The following is a 16,965-nucleotide window of genomic DNA, read 5'->3' as shown; positions in this document are numbered from 1 at the left end:
ATATCTTGTGTTAATTATAACATAAATTTGATAAGAACACAAGATGTAGGGAGAGGAAAAAGATGGAAAAACCTAATTATTATGGAATATTACCAGCGAATGTAAGATATGATAAAGAATTAAAACCAATGGAAAAAATATTATTTACTGAAATTTCATCACTTACAAGCAAAGAAGGATATTGTTACGCCAAAAATTCGTATTTTGCTGAACTATATGATGTTCATAAAAATACGGTAGGAAACTGGATAAACAATCTTGTAAAAAGAGGTTATTTAAAATCAGTAATTATTTATGAAAAAGGAACAAAAAACATACAGGAAAGAAGATTATACATTACTACCCCTACAAACGAAAAGACTGATACCTCTATCAATAAAAAGATTGACACCTGTCAATCAAAAAATTTAGAGGGTATCAACGAAAAAATTGATACCCCTATCAACGAAAAGATTGAGGATAATAATACAAGTATTAATAATACAAGTTTATTATTAAATAATAATAATATACATGTGAAAAATGAATTTTCACAATCGTGTGAAAAAATAAAAAACCAATGGATAAAAATTGCTTATGAATTTGATTTATCAGGTAAACAATTAAAAATAACTGACAAGCGAAAGAGAGCTATTAACAATTTGCTAAAAGAGTATTCGCTGGAAGAAATGTTACGGGCTATGGGAAAAATCCGTACATCTAATTTCTTGCAAGGAAACAATAAAACAGGGTGGCAAATATCATTCGACTGGTTTACTAACAAATCGAATTTCTTAAAAGTGCTCGAAGGAAATTATGACGATAAAGCAAGTATTAATAATTCTGAAAAAGAAAAAAAATCTAAAAATTATCAAGAAAAAGACTTTGTTGGAGTAACTAACGAAAGCATTGCAAATTTATTAGGAGGATTGACGGGAAATGAATAATCAAGAATTTAACGAAGTATTTAAACTGCTTTTAGCAGCTTATCCAAATACAAAAGACAAGGAAAGTGTCGCAACTATTTATTTTTTGACAATTGCAAATGAGCTGACTAAAAAAGAATTTGCAGAAGCAGTTGTTAAAATCTTAAAAACGAGAAAAAGCGGATTTATACCACAACCAGCTGAAATTTTAGAAGTTGCAAAAAAGACTGCTAACATCGAACATCAAGTGATTTTAGCTAAAAAAATGTTGATTGAAGGGGTTAGAAAAGTCGGCAGTTCAGGAATGGTGGCTTTTGAGGACAAAGGTCTTCACGCTGTAATTGATTTCCTTGGTTGGCGTAGAATTTGCACAATGGACAAAGTTGAATTTGATAATTTTTTAAATTTTCAGTTTGATGGAATTTACAAGGATTTTTTAGAAAATCCATACAAAACAAAAAATTATTACACAGGTACATACAAAATTATTGGGCAAACACAACCAAAGCTCGTTACTTATGCAAGTGTCGGTGTAAAAAATACTGAAAATCTTAATTTTATTAAGCTAGAATATAAGCCGCAAAATGAAGTTAGAGCAGTTGATTTTAGTGAACTTAGAGAAAAAATGCTGATAGGAGGATAAATAGAAATGACAAAAGAACGATTGAAATTGATGAAGCAAATCAGTTTTGAAACGGCGAAAAAAGTCGAAGAAAAAGTTGTAAATATAACAGATTTTGAAATTGATTTTTTTGTTGAGCATTTGAAAAATGAATTAAAAAAAATGAGACATGGAGGAATAAATGCTAAAAGAAAATGTAAAAGCGAAAGTAATAGTGATAGATTTTGAAAATAAAAAAGGTTGGAAAATCTATCACAACGAAGATTTATACGGAAATACAGAAATTAAGGATAGCAGATTCTGGAATGATGTCCAGAACGGTTATTATAGATTTGTCAAAGGGACAACATTGGTCGCTGACATCGACTGCCCTTGGAAAATTGAAGAACCTTTAAAAATTCTGAAGGTACATGAGGTGATTTATAGTGATTAAGCTGGAATTGCCAGTTTACTGGCAGACTAGAAAAAATAAAATAACTCTAATGAGCCTAAACTGGTACAGAAATGAGAATGAGCATGTTAAGAACAAAATAAAACATGAATATCATGACCTGATTAGATTAAAACTTTTAAAAAACAAGGAAAAAATAAAAGGGAAATATCAGGTCCGATACCGTTATTTTTACAAAAATTCAGCTAGCGACCTTGAAAATGTAGCTTCAGTAATTGGGAAATTTCTGAACGATGCATTAAAGGAACTAGGAATAATTGTAGATGACAGTGTTAAATATTTAGTCAATAGTCAACTAATAGTTGACAGTTGCGATAAGAAAAATCCGAGGATTGAGATAGAAGTGGAGGAGCTGAAATAGATGGAAGCGTTAAAAACATTTGATGTAAAAGAATTGCTAAGAAGACAGGCAATGCTGGATGAGAAATTTAAAGATAAAATGGGGACGGAAGAAATTGATCCTAACAAAATTAGAGTGGCTTATATAGATGAGGTTGGCGAATTTATTCACGAATTAAAGCCAAAATGGTGTTACTGGAAAAATAATTTTAAAGAGATGGACAAAAGAAAAACATTAGAAGAATTAAGTGATTGCATGCATTTTGCATTAAGTCTTAAAAATAATAAGAAAGGACAAGATTTCTTGAGTGAAACAGTTTGGAGCGAATTTTTAGGAGGGGCAGTTGTTCTAAGTGATAAAATAGAAGAAAATTTAATTCAATTAAGTAATATTTTAAATCTTGAATTTTTAAGTATATGGTTTGAGTTAGTCGGGAAAATATTAGAAAATTTAGATGTTTCTCAAGAAGAGTTTTTGCAAATACATCACGAAAAGTGGCTTAAAAATATGAACGAGAGAACGAAAGAAAGTTATTAACTTATGTATACACAAGTTAAAGTGCATAAGAAAAAATTAGGAGGAATATTAATGAATGAATTGATAAAAATTGAAAGCAAAGAAATTACAGCAAACGAATTTAAAGAACAAAGAATTTTAACAGCTTGGGATATTGCAAAATTACATGAGAGAGAAGTTCGAGAAGTTACACAAAATTTCAACTATGTAAAAAGAAAATTAATTTTAGGAGAAGATTATTTTTTAATTGCAAGGGATAAAATTTCTGAATCAAAAATTCTGATTCAGGATTACATACCAAATAATGTTAAAGAGATACCGATATTTACCGAAAGCGGCTATTTAATGTTAGTAAAAACTTTTGAGGACGACTTAAGTTGGAGAATTCAAAGAGAGTTGGTTAAGAATTATTTTAGAAAAATGAATAATACGCCAAAATCTTTTAAAGAAGCTCTTTTCTTAGCATATCAACAAGCTGAAAAAATAGAAAAGCTTGAAGCGGAAAAAGAAAAAATGTCTTCGGAGCTAGAATACAAGACAGAAGTTATAACAGGCGTAACAGATAATATAGATGTTTATCAAAAACAAAAGATATTAAATAGAGTTGTAAAACATAAAGGAAGCAATTTTAGCAGTAGATGGAATGAACTGTATACAGTTTTTAGAGAAACATACAGTATAGATTTGAAAGCTAGGCGGAAAGGGTATGACTTAAAGCAAATTAAAAACGGTGACAAATGTAAAAGTGTGTTGGATTACGCTGTAAAATTTGGACATTTAGATAATTTGTATAATATAGCTTTGAAATTGTATGAGACTGATATGGACGAGATTATTCATAATATCAAAATTGGATTGAATTAAGAGAAGGAAGGACAATGGCAACTGAATAGTAACTGTGATAAAAAATTTATTGACTTTTTATAATTTAATGTATATACTATATATATACGAATAAAGGAGGTATCTTTATGACATTATCAACAACTATCTCCAAATGGGGAAATGGACAGGGAATAAGAGTGCCAAAGACTCTTATGGAACTTTTGGAATGGAAAAATAACGATAAGTTAGAAATTGTTGTAGAAGAAGGCAACATAAGAATCAGAAAAGTTGAAAATAAAAGAAAAAGAAAGAGCATAGAGGAACTTTTTGCAAATTATAAAGGGGAATATAAAAATCAAGAAATAGATTGGGGAGAACCAAAAGGAGAAGAAGTATGGTAAAACAAGGAGACATTATAAAAATAAATTTTAATCCACAGGCAGGACATGAACAGGCTGGCTATCGTCCTGCTATTGTAGTAAGCAACAACTTCTTCAACGAAAAGACGAATTTAACGATTGTATGCCCTATAACAAACACAGAAAGCAATTTTCCGCTTCACGTAAGTTTAGATGGACGTACAACTACAACAGGATTTATTATGTGTCAACATTTAAAGGCTCTTGATATAAATGCGAGACCGTATAAATTTGTTGAATCAGCTCCTGAAGATATTTTAGAGAATGTGATTAATATTATTTTTTCTGAAATTGAGATTAGCTAAAAAGGATAAAAACTATAGAATCACAGTTATTAATTTAGCTGTGATTTTTTTATGGAGGGAAAATGGATGAGAATATATACAAAAAAGTAAAAGACAAACTTTTGAACGGAATTGAGATAAGCGAAAATGATTCAAGATATATAAAACTGAATGCCAATCGGTTCAAGAATATTAAATTTATTAAGAAAAGGAAGGCTAAGAGAAAATGTCTAAGAGAATGAGCAGGGAAAACCAAAAACTAATTTACTGGTTTATAGACTGCTACGCTTATCATCTGAAAGGTGTAGACATAAATTGGCAGACTAGCAAGCAAAAGCCTGTCATTTCCGATTATTTTTTATACAAAGCAAAGGAAGGCTTGAAAAAACTTTATATCAGGCACAGTGGCAAGAATATAAAGGGATATGAGCCTTTCAGAAATATGGAGAGCAAGCTAAAAGACAGAATCGGAGATATAATTGACAAGAATTATACGAAAGAAAGTAAAATCAATATAATCACGAACGATTTAATGGATTTTGTAACTGACGAGATTCAAATGTTGTTTATCAAGTTGAATGATACTTTTAGCTTGGCACTTAAATTAATGAGTAATGTCGAAGCTGTGGCATTTACTAATTTCCTGTTTGACTATTTTTTGCAGAATGATATAGCAATGTGGGAAGAAATACACGAACTGTATAGACAACAGGAAAACAGGAACTGGGTGTACTGGATGTTAAAAAAGAAAATATGTGTTATTACAGGAAAGCCAAATGCACAGCTGGCACATATTTCAAAAAGTGCTGGAGCATTAGGAGGTTACAAATATGACAAAGGGATAGGAAACAGTTATTTACCGTTATCATCAGAGTGGCATATAGGAGTAGATCATGGAGTTGGTGGGGGCAGAAACAAATTAATGGCAAAACTGAAAGAGCTGAATATAGAGCCTTTTGAGATAAGGACTGAGGAAGAAGTTAAGGAATTGAAGAAAATATATAAAGGGCATTTTAAAGCGTTTAAGGAATAAAAAAGTTCAGTCGCAGAAAGTCGTTTTGGCTGTAATAACAGCTCGAAATGTAGTATTTATAAGGAAAAATGACAGTCGTGAAAAGTCGTTTTTATTAGAGAAAGGTTAGGAGGAAAAATGTTAAAGAAAATAATAAGAATGATAATTTGTTTTATATTATTATTCATAGGAGTTGTATCCATCTCACAAGCTAAAGATTTTTTGGATTTAAGTAAATTAGTTCTAAGTTTTGCATTTGGTATGTGGGTATCGAAATGGATTTAAAATAATTTAAGAAAGGGAATTGAAATGAAAAAAATATTATTAGGAATTGCAATTTTAGGATTATTAGGAAGTTGTGCAAGATGGGAAGACAGTCAAAAAGATTGGAAAAGCGATACAAGTGGATTAAAAAGAACTGTAACGGTTTATACTCTAGACGGGAAACTCTTAAAAGAATATAAAGGAATGATAAGAGTAAGAGATTCGGATGAGAGCGGAAGAATATCATTAAACTTAATAAGTGAGAATAATCGCAGAGTTACAATTGATAATGCAATCGTGATAACAGAGGAGGAATAAATGGGAATAATAATGAGAATGATAAATGGGCTAATTACAGTAACGGCTGTATTAGTGCTAGTAAGATACATATATAGATTAGTTATAATATTTAAAAACAAAGCAAAAACATTTAAATTTAATATAAGCAATATAATAGCATTTTTGATTGCTATGATTGTAAATTTGTTTGTGATTTATGGATTGATTTGGATTATAAAGTTTTTTGTAATTAGGGTGTGAAAAAGGTTGCAAATACATAAAAAATAAGGTATAATTAGGAGGTAGAATGCTTACTAAAGAGCAGATAAAACAAATTGAAAATGATAAAAAACTATTTTTCTTTATTATCGAACTTTTGAAATTGAAATCAGAAGCTAGAGAGGTCGAAGTGACTGCTGTTTTAAAAAACGGAAAGATAATAAAGAGGAAAAAGTTATTAATTGAATAAAGGTAAGAACATAGAATTTGTGAGCCGATTTATATGTAGATTAGAAATAGTCTATTTATAAGTCGGCTCTTTTTTGTCTAAAAACTAAAAAGGTACTGTGAGAGAATTTTGAGCGTTACGGGTCTGGCGAGAGCCCAGCTTGTGTAAATTTTTTGTTAAATTTTGTGATTTTGTCATGGCTTAAGGAGGTGGTGTTTATTGGTAAATGTAATTGATTTTGATGAGACAACTAAGTTAAAAGAGTTAGCAAAAGTCATAGGTTTAAGTGAAAGGCATTTACAGCGGTTATCTCAAGAAGGGATTATAAAAAAGAACGACAAAGGGAAGTATTTGTTGTATGAAAGTATTAGGAGTTATATTAATTATTTAAAAGAGATTGAGAGTACACCACAACAGCTTCAGGAAGAAAAATTAAAAAATGAAATAGAATATTTGAAAACTAGAGATAGAAAAGAAAATATCAAAATCAAAATACTTGAAGCTGATTTGCATGAAGCGAGTGATGTGAAAAGAGTGATGAATAATATAATTTCAGGGTTTAAAGGTCAGTTACAGACGATACCGTATAAATTAGCACCGCTTGTTATTGGGATTGATAATTTAGGAGAAATACAGGAAATAATAACGAATAACATTAATAGTGTTTTACTGGAGTTATCTGAATATGATAGGAGTAAATTCTTAAAAAATAGGGAGTATGTCAATAACGATGATGAAGAAGGACAATGATATATTCAAAGAATTAAATATAAAGCAGAAAACGATAGATTTATTTTCAGAAATTTTAAAAGAATTGGCTCCTCCACCTAAACTTACAATAGATCAATGGGCTGACAAATATAGAATATTAAGTTCTAAATCAAGTGCAGAACCAGGAAGATGGAGTACTGATAGAGCACCTTATCAGCGTGGGATAATGCAGGCAATTTCAGATAGTAAAACAGAAATGATAGTACTAAAAATGGGAGCACAGGTAGGAAAAACTGAAATCTCATTGAATACATTGGGTTATTTTATTGATTATTTGCCCAGTTCAATTATGTATCTAATGCCTACAAAAGAGTTTGCTCAAGAATTTGCTTCGACTAGATTTATGGATATGGTAAGAAGTACTCCAAGATTGAGAAATAAAATAATTGTCGAAGAAACTGGAAGAGATACAAAAAAAATCAAAGAATTTTCAGGAGGATATGTTGTCTTTACTGGATCAGGGAGTGCTAGTGAATTAGCAAGTAGACCAATAAGAGTAATTTTAGCTGATGAAGTAGATAGATTTGAAAAATCAGTTGGAACTGAGGGTGATGTTGTAGAATTGGCTATAAAAAGGACTCAAACTTTTAAAGGGAGTAGAAAAATTGTGCTAGTGTCAACTCCTACTGTGAAAGGAGATAGTAAGATAGATTCAATGTTTCAAATTGGGACTCAAGAAAGTTTTTATGTCCCATGTCCTTGTTGTGGAAGTTATCAAAAATTTGTTTGGAAGAATTTTGATTTTGAAACTTGCGGTATGAAATGCGAGGATTGCGGCGAGATTTCTGATGAAATTAGCTGGAAGAAGAACAGGGTGTATGGTGAATGGTTAGCAGAAAATCCTGATGTGAAAGATGAAGAAGGGAATATTAATTTTAAAATTCGTTCGTTTCATCTTAATGAATTTTATAGTTCTTGGAGTGACTGGAAAGATATAAAGGAAAATTTTCAAAGGTCGAAAGGAAATATTGAAATGATGAAAGTATTTACGAATACAGTACTGGCGGAAACTTTTGAAGAAAAAGAAGATACTTTAGATTGGCAGAAAATACTTAATAGGCGTGAATATTATCATTGTGAAATACCTGAAAATGTAAATGCATTAACTTGTGGAGTAGATGTTCAAGATAATAGATTGGAATATGAAATAGTAGGCTGGGCAAAAGATGAGGAATGTTATGGTATTAAATATGGTACTATTTACGGAAATCCTGGTGAGAGTTTTGTTTGGGATGAATTGGATGAAGTTTTAGATAAAGAATATCCATATAAAAATGGTGAAAAAATAAAAATATTATGTACTTGTATAGATTCAGGTGGACATTTTACTTCTGAAGTATACGCTTTTGTAAAAATAAGAGAGCATAGAAGGGTATTTGCTATAAAAGGTATGGCGGGAACTCGTGAACTTGTGTCAAAACCTAGCAGAAACAACAAAGGAAATATTGCCTTGTTTCCAATAGGAGTAGATAGTGGGAAAGATACGATATTTTCAAGATTGCAGATTGAGACTGCTGGAAAATACTATTTTCATTACCCTATAGAATCAGAAAAAGGTTATGATGAAGCTTACTTTAAAGGATTGACAAGTGAAAAAAGAGTGAATGTAGTTAAAAGAGGTATTAGAAAAACTGAATGGAAGATAATTAGCGGGAGAAGAAACGAACCTTTGGATTTACGAAATTATGCTCTTGCCGCGCTGAGAATAGCTAATCCAAATCTTGAAAAAAGATATTCAACTGGTAATATGAGAGCAAAAACCGTTATTAGAAAAAGAAAAATATATTCTAAAGGAATTAAATAAGGAGGTAAGATGCCAATTTCAAGATATTCGAGAGAAATTATAGAAAAAAAATTACAGAAATATTTAGATGCAGAAGATGCATTACTTTCTGGTAAAAGTTATAAAATAGGAACTCGTGAGTTGACGAGATTAGATTTAAAAGAAATTCAAATAGGTAGAGCTTATTGGGAAAATGAACTCAACAAGCTAGATAAAAAAAACAATAGGCGAGTGAAAATCGGAGTGCACAGAAGTATATAGGATAGGAGGTGTTTATGAACCTAATAGATAGAATTGTTATGGCAATTGATCCCAAAAAAGGAATAGAAAGGTATTATGCTAGAAAAAAAATAGAAATATTGAATACTGGATATTCTAATCATGGAGCTTCAACTACTAAAAAAACCATGATAGGTTGGCAAAGTGCAGGTGGCGGAGTAAAAAAAGATATTTATAAAAATCGAAAAAAACTTGTAGAGCGTTCAAGAGATTTGTATATGGGAGTAGCTACGGCTACTGGTGCACTTAAAACCATTAATACAAATGTAATAGGTAGCGGGTTGAGATTAAAAGCAGCTATTGACAATGAAACTATAGGAATAAGCGATGAAGAAGCTGAAAAAGTAGAAAATTTGATTGAAAGAGAATTTGATTTATGGGCGAATGACAAAATAGATAATTTGGGAATCATGAATTTTTATCAATTGCAAGAACTTGTATTCTTGACGGTTTTGATGAACGGTGAATGTTTTATTAAGTTAAATTATTTTGAGACACCAAAACAGCCTTATAATTTAAAATTGGAAGTTTTAGAACCAGATAGAGTTTACACTCCAAATAGTCTTTTATCAGATAAAAGCGTAGTTGAAGGTGTAAAAATTGATAAAAATGGTCGTATTGAAGGGTATTATATTTCCTCTGAACATCCTTTAGATGCAACTGGATTAGTTACAGAAAAATATATAAAAACATATGGTAATGAAAATCAAAGAAATTTAATTCATTTGTTGTTTACTGAAAGACCTGAGCAAATAAGAGGTATCCCTGTATTATCACCAGTTATTGAACCTTTGAGGCAACTCGGAAATTATACAGAAGCAGAATTGACGGCTGCGGTAATAAGTGGATTATATGCAGTATTTATTGAAAGTGATGCTAATAACATAGAAGGTGCTGATACTGGAGAACTAGAATCTGTAAGAAATGATCTTCTAGTAGATGGTGAAGATGATACCACAATAGAGCTTGCACCAGGAATGGTAATAGGTCTTAATCCAGGGGAAAAAGCAAATACAGCTAATCCTGGTCGTCCTAATACAAATTTTGACCCATTTGTTACAAGTATCTTAAGACAAATAGGGAGTGCTTTGGAAGTTCCTTATGAGTTGTTGATTAAAAATTTTACTTCTAGTTACAGTGCAAGTAGAGCAGCACTTTTGGAAGCATGGAAAATGTTTAGGAAGCGTAGAGAGTGGTTTGCTGCTAATTTTACACAAATAGTATATGAGGAGTGGCTAAATGAAGCCTTTTTACTTGGGAGAATAGATTTAAAAAATTATGGCACAGATATTCTTATAGATAAGGCTTGGAGTAAATCACAATGGAATGGACCTTCACAAGGACAGATCGACCCACTAAAAGAGGCTAATGCTGCTGTTATAAGAATTAATAATGGATTATCAACTAGAACTAGAGAAACAGCAGAGCTTAATGGTGGAGATTTTGAACAAAATGTAAGAATTTTAGCAAAAGAAAATAAATTATTAAAAGAGAAAGGAGTGGCAATAAATGCCGAAACAACTAAAATTTTGGAATCTAGTGAAGATTGATGAAGAAAAAACGGCAGAACTTATACTTTATGGGAGTATAGGAAGTGATGAGTATTGGGATGATGTATCCGATAAGGTATTTAAACAAGATATAGAAAACCTTGGAGATGTGGAAAATATTACTTTACATATAAATAGTCCAGGTGGGAGTGTATTTAGTGCTGTGGCAATAGCAAATACTCTTAAAAATCACAAAGCTAAAGTGACGGCAAATATTGATGGTTTGGCAGCAAGTGCTGCAACTATTATAACAAGTGCTTGTGATACTGTAAGAATGCCTAAAAATGCTTTATTTATGATTCACAATCCAATTACTTTTGCTTATGGGAACAATCAAGAAATGCAAAAAACTGTTGAAATGCTTGATAAGGTTAAGAATAGCATTATTGAAACATATTTAAATAAAACAAAAACAGATAAGGAAACTTTATCTGAACTAATGGATAATGAAACTTGGATGGATGCAGAAACAGCTAAGGAATATGGTTTTATTGATGAAATTGTGAATGAAGAAGTAGGAAAAGAATTTTTAGAAAATAAATTAATTATAAATAACATGGCTTTTGATATTTCAAAATTTAAAAATTTTAGAAAGGCAAAAGATACCGTTGTTGATAATAAAAAAAATACTAAGGAGGTAAAAATGACTTTAGAGGAGTTAAAAAATCGGTTTCCTGATTTGTATGATTGTGTATTAAATGAGGGAAAAAAGATTGGAAAAGAGGAAGAAAGGGAAAGAATAAAAGCTATTGATGATATAGGAGTCAATAATTATTCCGAATTAATAGAAAATGCTAAATATGTTAATCCTATGTCAGCTAGTGAATTGGCTATTAATATTTTGAAAAAGCAAAAAGAAGAAAAAGCTCAGAAGTTGCAAAATATTAAAAACGAAAGTCAAGATAATTTTACACCACCAGCTATGAACGATGGGACATCGCCTGGTAAAAAAGAAGAAAAACGGTTTATGGGAATTGATATTATGACTATTTTTTCCAGAATGAACAAAAAAACAGAGGAGGGAAAATAAATGGATTTTGTAGTAAAAGGTAACGAATATACCAGTGAACAATTTTTGAGCGGTACAGGACACAAATATATGGAATTTGAAGTTCCACAAGGTAAAAGTGTAAAAAGAGGTGATGCTGTAAATGCAACTGCTGAACTTTCAGACGGAACCGATTTATTTGGAATAGTTATGGAAAATGCTGACGGAACAACGGCAAAAACTAAAACAACTGTAGCTATTTCAGGGGAATTTATTTTTGAGGGATTAAATGTGAAAGCAGGTACACAAAAAGCAGATTTTACAAAAGCAGCTAGAGATAAAGGTATTGTAATAAAAGGATTAGGAGGTAAGGAATAATGCCAGCAGTAATAGAATTTATTGGGTTGTATGATCAGAATGTGATTAGACCGAAATCATTTATAAAAGACAGTTATTTTAAAAATAGGAAAACATCAGAAAATCAAAAAATGGAAATAGAATTTAGAAAAGGAAGACAGCTTGTTGCACCTTTTGTATCTGAATTTATTCCAGGAACAGAAATGGTAAAAAACACTTACGAAAGTAAATTTTTTCAAGCTCCAAAAGTAGCACCGAAAAGAACTTTTTCAGCTTTTGAGTTATTTTTTAACAAAACAGCAGGGGAAACAATTTATGGCGGGAAAAGCCCTGAAGAACGAAAAGCAGACTTACTTGCAGAATCTTTTGCGGAATTTGAGGAACAAATTACAAGACGTGAAGAAATTATGTGTACTGAAGCTTTGTTTAATGGAAAAGTAATCGTGGAAGGTGAAGGAATAAAAGGAGAAATAAAATTTGGAACAGTTGAAGAAATTACTCCTGCTACTTTATGGACACAGCCTAATGCTGATATAATAGGAGATTTACAGGCGGCTATAACAAAAATTGGGGAAACTACAGGATTAAGACCTGAAATGATTTTAATGGATCCTGTGGCTGCAAAATTATTTGTAGAAAATGAAAAAATTCAGAAATTACTGGATATTAGAAATTATCATGCGGGAGAAATCAATCCTAGAGAAATTGCAGGTGGAGCAATCTATATAGGAACTTTAGCACCATTTGGACTTCCAATTTATTCTTACCAGTCGCAACATTCTGTATTAAAAGCTGATGGAAAAACATACGAAAGTAAGCCAATTATTCCCGAAGGTAAAGTGTTGCTAGCACCTAGCAACAATACGATCATTTACGGTCCTGCGGCAGATGTAAAACAAGGAATTATTGTGGCAGAACGTTCAGTATTTACTGATGAAGATTCAAAATCTAACACAGTAGAAATCAGAACAGAATCAAGACCGCTTCCTGTGGTTTATGATATTGAAGCTATAAAAATATTGAAAGTTAAATAGGAGGTTGACATGAAGTACAGGGTATTGAGTCCTTTGGTGTATGCCGGAACAGCATATAACGCTGGACAGGAAGTTGATATTATTGAAAATACAGTTGCTAAGGATTGTATTGAAAGAGGTATTATAGAGAAAATTACAGAAAATAAATCTAATAAAGTTGAAAAGAAAATTGGAACTTTAGAAGAAACTGATAACAAAAGTAAAAAATAGGTGATATTCATGGGATTTAAAGATGTAATCAAATCGGATATAGCAAATGTATTTCTGAATAGTAACGAATTTGGAACGGAGCACACATTGAATGGAAGAAAAGTTATATGTGTGGTTGATGAAGAAAAATTTCAGAATAAACAGAAAAATGGACTTATTTCAACGGAGGAAGGAGTTTTTCAGAACGGATTTACTTTATTTATAGGTTATCCGTATCTGAAACTTCAACCGCACACCGGCGAAAGTATAACAATAGATGGTGTAAAGTATGAAGTTGCAGCTAGTAAATCAGATATGGATATGTTTGAGATAGATTTGTTTAGAAATGAGGAAATGTGATGTTCGAGATAAAAATAGATGAAAGTCAATTAAGGTTTATCGAATCGAACTTTGGCAACTTAAAAGGCAAAATGCCAAACGCTCTTGCTAATGCCATTAATAGAAGTATGGAAATGGTAAAAACAGAAGCGCTGAGACAAGCTACATCGAAATATACAATAAAAAAAGGAGAATTGAGTGATTCAATTAAATTCACACGGTCATCTGGTGGAAATTTAACAGCTAGAATAGTTTCAACTGGTAGTGTTATAGGGCTGGATCATTTTAAATTAACACCTAAAACTAGAGGAAAATATAAAAAGACTGTTAATTCAACAGTAAAAAAAGGAGAAGGCGGAAGTATACCAAATGCTTTTATTGCTTATTCTGATGGAAGATTAGGAGCTTTTAAAAGAAAAAGCGAGAAGAGATTACCAATAGAAAGATTAATGGGACCTTCTGCTCCACAGATGTTAGGTGAGGATAGTATATTAGAATATTTGCAAGGATTTATGGAAGAAAAATTAAACATGCGTTTTGAACATGAAATTGAAAGGTTAATGGGATGATAAAACATACAGAGGAAAAAATATTTGAATTTCTCGATAAAGAACTTTCAAATAAAGGAATCAAAGTATATAGGGGATTTTTACCACAAAAGAGTTTTGAGGATAGGGAAAATGGAAATTATAAAGAGAATTTTCCTTATGTTACATTAAGAATAGTTGAATTTAAGCAAGAAAGAGCTGGAATAGATTACTATGATTCTCCTGTTGAGTTTGAAATATGGGTAGCCACAAAAGAAAATGGTGAAAATGATTATTTAGAAAATTTATCTTTAGCAAATGAAATAATGGAAAAATTATTGGAAGAAACTACGAAACCAGTAAAAGATAAATTATTAAACATTGATAATCAAGGTTCAGGGTTTGTAATAGATCAAACCAAGGAATTTAAAGTTTCATTTCATTCTGATCAATACAGACCATATTTTTTCTCAAGAATATCGTTTTCAGTTTATGGAGAAGCAATTTCATCAGTTTATACTAATAAATTATAAGGAGGTAAATATGGAAAAAAAGCAATACATATATTTAGGTAATAATATAGAATTTAAAAATTTTAGTTTTTCAAAAGGAGTAGTTTATTTTGAAAACGACAAGATAAAAGAAATAATGGAAAAATTTCCTTTGATAAAAAAAATACTAATTGATATTGAAGTAATTGGAAAAATAGAAAGAAATGAAAATATCTTTACTGTTATTACAAATCAATTAAAAGAACAAATAAAAGAGGAGGATAGAAATGGCTTATAAACATGGTACATACCAATCTGAAACTGCGAGTGATTTAATCATGCCTGTTACACTTGATTACGGTCATTTTATTGTTGGAATGGCACCAATTCATAAATTGAAGAAAGAAAATAGAAAAACAAACGAAGTTGTAAGAGTCGGAACTTATAAAGAGGGTATTCAATATTTTGGTGACACTTATGATTTAGATTTTTCAATTTCACAAGCTATCAAAATATTTTTTGAACTTTATGCTGTAGCACCTTTATATATTGTGAATATCCTAGATGTTGAAAAACATAAAACAGATAATAAGAAAACTATGATGGCTATAGAACTTAAATCAGGAAAAACAGTAATTAATAATCATAAGATAATCACAGATACTTTAGTAGTAAAAGATAATGCGACAAGTTTACCAATATCGGATGATATAACAATTTGGACTGCTGAAGGATTAGAAATTTATGCAACGCCGTCATCAGGAAACAAAATAGATATTGAATTTAATGAGATAGATTTATCAAAAGTTAATAAGAATGAGGCGATAGGCGGATATGACACAAATACAATGAGAAGAACAGGCTTGGAGCTTGTAGATGAAGTATATTCAAAATTCTCAGAATTACCTGCTTTTATAGATATTCCAGATTTTTCTCACGAAAGTGAAGTTGCGGCGGTTATGGAAACAAAAGCAGGAAATATAAATACAGGAATGTTTGAAGCAATAGCTTTAATAAACGCACCTAACAATAAAAGATATGATGAAATCCCAAGTTGGAAAGATGAAAAAAATATAATATCAAAGGATCAAATCGTGCTTTATGGAAATATTAAACTTGCTGACAATGTTTATTTTCCGTCATTACATTATGCGGCACTTTCTTTGAAAACCGATTCTGAATTTGACGGAATACCTTCTCAAACTCCTTCTAATTATTCGTATAAAATGGATGCATTAGCTTATAAAAATGCAGATGGAGTATTTGAAGAAATTAGATTAGACAAGGAACAGCAGGCTAATTTTTTGAATAAAAATGGGGCAATTACTGCGATTAACTTCAAAGACTGGAGATGTTGGGGGTCTGAAACGGCTAAAAATCCGTTAGCAACAGATCCAAAAGATAAGTTTACATACACACGTCGAATGTTTAAATATGTGGGTAATGAACTGGTTATTACATATTTTAATTCAGTTGACCAAAAATTCTCTTTAAAATTAGCTGAAACGGTTACAAAATCTGTAAATATTCGGCTTAAAGGTTTGGTGTCAGCTAATCACTTTTTATCAGCTGAAGCTGTTTTGTCCGAAGAAGATAATACTTTAGAAAATGTAATAAATGGGGATATAACATGGACAATCAATCTTGGAGTAATACCAGCAATGAAATCTATGACATTTAAGAAGAAATATGATGTAAAAGCATTGGAGACATTTGCTCAAGCATTAAAACAATAATTTAAGGAGGTAAAATAATGGGAAAACACCAAATACCAACGGCGTTAAATGATGTTGAAATATATATAAACGGATCAAGTAAACTCGCAGGGGTTGGAGAGGTAGAATTGCCTAATCTCGAAACTTCATCTGTTAATATCGAACAAATTGGGATGGTATCAGAATACGAAGCAGCACTTACTGGGCATTATAAAAAACTTGAAGCAAAAATAAAAATGGACTGTGTGGATGAAACACTTTTAAATTTCAATAACAACAATGAACTTTTAATTGAGTGTAAAGGAGTTATTCAAAAAATGAACAAACTCACACATGCTCCTACTTTTGTGGGAATAGATGCTACTTTTAAGGGAATGATTAAGAAGTTCGATGGTCCAAAATTAAAACCAGGATCTAAACTTGAAGCTTCTTTTGATTTAACAGTAAGTTATTACAAAATGGAAATAGACGGAAAAGAAATAGCTAATATTGATGTATTCAATAGAATAAGTAATGTAAATGGGCAAACTAACAGTAAAATTAGAAGATTGCTAGGATTAATATAAAATAGGAGGAT

General features: G+C 31.0%; 29 protein-coding genes. All 29 read left to right on the top strand.

Going from position 1 to position 16,965, the window contains the following annotated elements:
* The first annotated feature begins 62 nt into the window (after window positions 1-62).
* On the top strand, window positions 63-926 hold the full coding sequence (locus AB8B22_RS08555) for a helix-turn-helix domain-containing protein (RefSeq protein WP_369710800.1): 864 nt from the start codon (window positions 63-65) through the stop codon (window positions 924-926).
* Window positions 919-1,548 (top strand): hypothetical protein, encoded by a 630-nt coding sequence (locus AB8B22_RS08550; protein WP_369710799.1) that lies wholly within the window; start codon window positions 919-921, stop codon window positions 1,546-1,548. Before AB8B22_RS08555 ends, AB8B22_RS08550 begins: the two co-directional genes overlap by 8 nt.
* 6 nt (window positions 1,549-1,554) lie before the next feature.
* On the top strand, window positions 1,555-1,755 hold the full coding sequence (locus AB8B22_RS08545) for a hypothetical protein (RefSeq protein WP_369710798.1): 201 nt from the start codon (window positions 1,555-1,557) through the stop codon (window positions 1,753-1,755).
* Window positions 1,709-1,960, top strand: coding sequence for a hypothetical protein (locus AB8B22_RS08540; protein WP_369710797.1), 252 nt, complete (start codon window positions 1,709-1,711; stop codon window positions 1,958-1,960). Before AB8B22_RS08545 ends, AB8B22_RS08540 begins: the two co-directional genes overlap by 47 nt.
* A complete protein-coding gene (locus AB8B22_RS08535; protein WP_369710796.1) occupies window positions 1,953-2,339 on the top strand; it encodes a hypothetical protein in 387 nt (128 codons plus the stop codon). The genes AB8B22_RS08540 and AB8B22_RS08535 overlap by 8 nt, the downstream gene beginning before the upstream one ends.
* Entirely contained in the window at window positions 2,340-2,855 is a 516-nt protein-coding gene (locus AB8B22_RS08530) for a dUTP diphosphatase (RefSeq protein WP_369710795.1), read from the top strand. It begins immediately after the preceding gene.
* A 51-nt stretch (window positions 2,856-2,906) separates the two neighbouring features.
* Complete coding sequence (locus AB8B22_RS08525) at window positions 2,907-3,698, top strand: ORF6N domain-containing protein (protein ID WP_369710794.1); 792 nt, start codon at window positions 2,907-2,909, stop codon at window positions 3,696-3,698.
* 107 nt (window positions 3,699-3,805) lie between these two features.
* Entirely contained in the window at window positions 3,806-4,060 is a 255-nt protein-coding gene (locus AB8B22_RS08520; protein ID WP_369710793.1) for an AbrB/MazE/SpoVT family DNA-binding domain-containing protein, read from the top strand.
* Window positions 4,054-4,383 carry a type II toxin-antitoxin system PemK/MazF family toxin gene (locus AB8B22_RS08515; protein ID WP_369710792.1) on the top strand — a complete coding sequence of 110 codons (330 nt, stop codon included), beginning with the start codon at window positions 4,054-4,056 and terminating at the stop codon, window positions 4,381-4,383. Before AB8B22_RS08520 ends, AB8B22_RS08515 begins: the two co-directional genes overlap by 7 nt.
* Before the next feature lie 62 nt (window positions 4,384-4,445).
* Window positions 4,446-4,604: a hypothetical protein gene (locus AB8B22_RS08510; RefSeq protein ID WP_369710791.1), complete on the top strand. Its 159-nt coding sequence runs from the start codon at window positions 4,446-4,448 to the stop codon at window positions 4,602-4,604.
* A complete protein-coding gene (locus tag AB8B22_RS08505; protein ID WP_369710790.1) occupies window positions 4,589-5,395 on the top strand; it encodes a putative HNHc nuclease in 807 nt (268 codons plus the stop codon). Before AB8B22_RS08510 ends, AB8B22_RS08505 begins: the two co-directional genes overlap by 16 nt.
* A 117-nt stretch (window positions 5,396-5,512) precedes the next feature.
* Complete coding sequence (locus tag AB8B22_RS08500; RefSeq protein WP_369710789.1) at window positions 5,513-5,659, top strand: hypothetical protein; 147 nt, start codon at window positions 5,513-5,515, stop codon at window positions 5,657-5,659.
* A gap of 24 nt (window positions 5,660-5,683) precedes the next feature.
* Window positions 5,684-5,956 carry a hypothetical protein gene (locus tag AB8B22_RS08495; RefSeq protein ID WP_369710788.1) on the top strand — a complete coding sequence of 91 codons (273 nt, stop codon included), beginning with the start codon at window positions 5,684-5,686 and terminating at the stop codon, window positions 5,954-5,956.
* The gene (locus AB8B22_RS08490; RefSeq protein WP_369710787.1) at window positions 5,957-6,178 is read left to right on the top strand and encodes a hypothetical protein; all 222 of its coding nucleotides are present in this window, start codon (window positions 5,957-5,959) and stop codon (window positions 6,176-6,178) included.
* A gap of 46 nt (window positions 6,179-6,224) precedes the next feature.
* Window positions 6,225-6,386, top strand: coding sequence for a hypothetical protein (locus AB8B22_RS08485; RefSeq protein WP_369710786.1), 162 nt, complete (start codon window positions 6,225-6,227; stop codon window positions 6,384-6,386).
* A gap of 198 nt (window positions 6,387-6,584) precedes the next feature.
* Window positions 6,585-7,115 carry a MerR family transcriptional regulator gene (locus tag AB8B22_RS08480; protein ID WP_369710785.1) on the top strand — a complete coding sequence of 177 codons (531 nt, stop codon included), beginning with the start codon at window positions 6,585-6,587 and terminating at the stop codon, window positions 7,113-7,115.
* A complete protein-coding gene (locus AB8B22_RS08475; protein WP_369710784.1) occupies window positions 7,084-8,940 on the top strand; it encodes a phage terminase large subunit family protein in 1,857 nt (618 codons plus the stop codon). Before AB8B22_RS08480 ends, AB8B22_RS08475 begins: the two co-directional genes overlap by 32 nt.
* A gap of 9 nt (window positions 8,941-8,949) precedes the next feature.
* Window positions 8,950-9,180 (top strand): DUF6148 family protein, encoded by a 231-nt coding sequence (locus tag AB8B22_RS08470; protein ID WP_369710783.1) that lies wholly within the window; start codon window positions 8,950-8,952, stop codon window positions 9,178-9,180.
* Between the two features lie 14 nt (window positions 9,181-9,194).
* Window positions 9,195-10,748, top strand: a complete 1,554-nt coding sequence (locus AB8B22_RS08465; RefSeq protein ID WP_369710782.1) for a phage portal protein — start codon at window positions 9,195-9,197, stop codon at window positions 10,746-10,748.
* Complete coding sequence (locus AB8B22_RS08460) at window positions 10,708-11,778, top strand: head maturation protease, ClpP-related (RefSeq protein WP_369710781.1); 1,071 nt, start codon at window positions 10,708-10,710, stop codon at window positions 11,776-11,778. The genes AB8B22_RS08465 and AB8B22_RS08460 overlap by 41 nt, the downstream gene beginning before the upstream one ends.
* Window positions 11,779-12,114 (top strand): hypothetical protein, encoded by a 336-nt coding sequence (locus tag AB8B22_RS08455; RefSeq protein WP_369710780.1) that lies wholly within the window; start codon window positions 11,779-11,781, stop codon window positions 12,112-12,114.
* Window positions 12,114-13,127, top strand: a complete 1,014-nt coding sequence (locus AB8B22_RS08450) for a major capsid protein (RefSeq protein ID WP_369710779.1) — start codon at window positions 12,114-12,116, stop codon at window positions 13,125-13,127. Before AB8B22_RS08455 ends, AB8B22_RS08450 begins: the two co-directional genes overlap by 1 nt.
* 9 nt (window positions 13,128-13,136) lie before the next feature.
* Window positions 13,137-13,337 carry a GTP-binding protein LepA gene (locus AB8B22_RS08445; RefSeq protein ID WP_369710778.1) on the top strand — a complete coding sequence of 67 codons (201 nt, stop codon included), beginning with the start codon at window positions 13,137-13,139 and terminating at the stop codon, window positions 13,335-13,337.
* Between the two features lie 9 nt (window positions 13,338-13,346).
* Window positions 13,347-13,676, top strand: coding sequence for a hypothetical protein (locus AB8B22_RS08440; RefSeq protein ID WP_369710777.1), 330 nt, complete (start codon window positions 13,347-13,349; stop codon window positions 13,674-13,676).
* Complete coding sequence (locus AB8B22_RS08435; RefSeq protein WP_369711945.1) at window positions 13,676-14,224, top strand: phage tail protein; 549 nt, start codon at window positions 13,676-13,678, stop codon at window positions 14,222-14,224. The genes AB8B22_RS08440 and AB8B22_RS08435 overlap by 1 nt, the downstream gene beginning before the upstream one ends.
* Window positions 14,221-14,715, top strand: coding sequence for a hypothetical protein (locus AB8B22_RS08430; protein ID WP_178937266.1), 495 nt, complete (start codon window positions 14,221-14,223; stop codon window positions 14,713-14,715). The genes AB8B22_RS08435 and AB8B22_RS08430 overlap by 4 nt, the downstream gene beginning before the upstream one ends.
* A gap of 10 nt (window positions 14,716-14,725) precedes the next feature.
* Entirely contained in the window at window positions 14,726-14,971 is a 246-nt protein-coding gene (locus AB8B22_RS08425) for a hypothetical protein (protein ID WP_178937267.1), read from the top strand.
* Entirely contained in the window at window positions 14,961-16,409 is a 1,449-nt protein-coding gene (locus AB8B22_RS08420; RefSeq protein ID WP_369710776.1) for a phage tail sheath protein, read from the top strand. Before AB8B22_RS08425 ends, AB8B22_RS08420 begins: the two co-directional genes overlap by 11 nt.
* A gap of 17 nt (window positions 16,410-16,426) precedes the next feature.
* Entirely contained in the window at window positions 16,427-16,954 is a 528-nt protein-coding gene (locus tag AB8B22_RS08415) for a phage major tail tube protein (protein ID WP_178937269.1), read from the top strand.
* The last annotated feature ends 11 nt before the right edge of the window (window positions 16,955-16,965 follow it).

This window comes from Leptotrichia rugosa, from assembly GCF_041200005.1.
In the GTDB taxonomy this organism is placed as follows: Bacteria; Fusobacteriota; Fusobacteriia; order Fusobacteriales; family Leptotrichiaceae; genus Leptotrichia; species Leptotrichia rugosa.
The sequence above is the reverse complement of the archived record's forward strand: the minus strand, read 5'-3'. Positions and strand labels throughout refer to the sequence as shown.

Coding starts and splice junctions, on each gene's coding strand:
- AB8B22_RS08520 (WP_369710793.1), top strand. CDS start 3,806: ATGACATTATCAACAACTATCTCCAAATGGGGAAATGGACAGGGAATA.
- AB8B22_RS08555 (WP_369710800.1), top strand. CDS start 63: ATGGAAAAACCTAATTATTATGGAATATTACCAGCGAATGTAAGATAT.
- AB8B22_RS08465 (WP_369710782.1), top strand. CDS start 9,195: ATGAACCTAATAGATAGAATTGTTATGGCAATTGATCCCAAAAAAGGA.
- AB8B22_RS08415 (WP_178937269.1), top strand. CDS start 16,427: ATGGGAAAACACCAAATACCAACGGCGTTAAATGATGTTGAAATATAT.
- AB8B22_RS08495 (WP_369710788.1), top strand. CDS start 5,684: ATGAAAAAAATATTATTAGGAATTGCAATTTTAGGATTATTAGGAAGT.
- AB8B22_RS08470 (WP_369710783.1), top strand. CDS start 8,950: ATGCCAATTTCAAGATATTCGAGAGAAATTATAGAAAAAAAATTACAG.
- AB8B22_RS08540 (WP_369710797.1), top strand. CDS start 1,709: ATGCTAAAAGAAAATGTAAAAGCGAAAGTAATAGTGATAGATTTTGAA.
- AB8B22_RS08420 (WP_369710776.1), top strand. CDS start 14,961: ATGGCTTATAAACATGGTACATACCAATCTGAAACTGCGAGTGATTTA.
- AB8B22_RS08490 (WP_369710787.1), top strand. CDS start 5,957: ATGGGAATAATAATGAGAATGATAAATGGGCTAATTACAGTAACGGCT.
- AB8B22_RS08530 (WP_369710795.1), top strand. CDS start 2,340: ATGGAAGCGTTAAAAACATTTGATGTAAAAGAATTGCTAAGAAGACAG.
- AB8B22_RS08475 (WP_369710784.1), top strand. CDS start 7,084: ATGTCAATAACGATGATGAAGAAGGACAATGATATATTCAAAGAATTA.
- AB8B22_RS08510 (WP_369710791.1), top strand. CDS start 4,446: ATGGATGAGAATATATACAAAAAAGTAAAAGACAAACTTTTGAACGGA.
- AB8B22_RS08430 (WP_178937266.1), top strand. CDS start 14,221: ATGATAAAACATACAGAGGAAAAAATATTTGAATTTCTCGATAAAGAA.
- AB8B22_RS08550 (WP_369710799.1), top strand. CDS start 919: ATGAATAATCAAGAATTTAACGAAGTATTTAAACTGCTTTTAGCAGCT.
- AB8B22_RS08425 (WP_178937267.1), top strand. CDS start 14,726: ATGGAAAAAAAGCAATACATATATTTAGGTAATAATATAGAATTTAAA.
- AB8B22_RS08485 (WP_369710786.1), top strand. CDS start 6,225: ATGCTTACTAAAGAGCAGATAAAACAAATTGAAAATGATAAAAAACTA.
- AB8B22_RS08460 (WP_369710781.1), top strand. CDS start 10,708: ATGCCGAAACAACTAAAATTTTGGAATCTAGTGAAGATTGATGAAGAA.
- AB8B22_RS08525 (WP_369710794.1), top strand. CDS start 2,907: ATGAATGAATTGATAAAAATTGAAAGCAAAGAAATTACAGCAAACGAA.
- AB8B22_RS08500 (WP_369710789.1), top strand. CDS start 5,513: ATGTTAAAGAAAATAATAAGAATGATAATTTGTTTTATATTATTATTC.
- AB8B22_RS08505 (WP_369710790.1), top strand. CDS start 4,589: ATGTCTAAGAGAATGAGCAGGGAAAACCAAAAACTAATTTACTGGTTT.
- AB8B22_RS08450 (WP_369710779.1), top strand. CDS start 12,114: ATGCCAGCAGTAATAGAATTTATTGGGTTGTATGATCAGAATGTGATT.
- AB8B22_RS08545 (WP_369710798.1), top strand. CDS start 1,555: ATGACAAAAGAACGATTGAAATTGATGAAGCAAATCAGTTTTGAAACG.
- AB8B22_RS08435 (WP_369711945.1), top strand. CDS start 13,676: ATGTTCGAGATAAAAATAGATGAAAGTCAATTAAGGTTTATCGAATCG.
- AB8B22_RS08440 (WP_369710777.1), top strand. CDS start 13,347: ATGGGATTTAAAGATGTAATCAAATCGGATATAGCAAATGTATTTCTG.
- AB8B22_RS08455 (WP_369710780.1), top strand. CDS start 11,779: ATGGATTTTGTAGTAAAAGGTAACGAATATACCAGTGAACAATTTTTG.
- AB8B22_RS08515 (WP_369710792.1), top strand. CDS start 4,054: ATGGTAAAACAAGGAGACATTATAAAAATAAATTTTAATCCACAGGCA.
- AB8B22_RS08445 (WP_369710778.1), top strand. CDS start 13,137: ATGAAGTACAGGGTATTGAGTCCTTTGGTGTATGCCGGAACAGCATAT.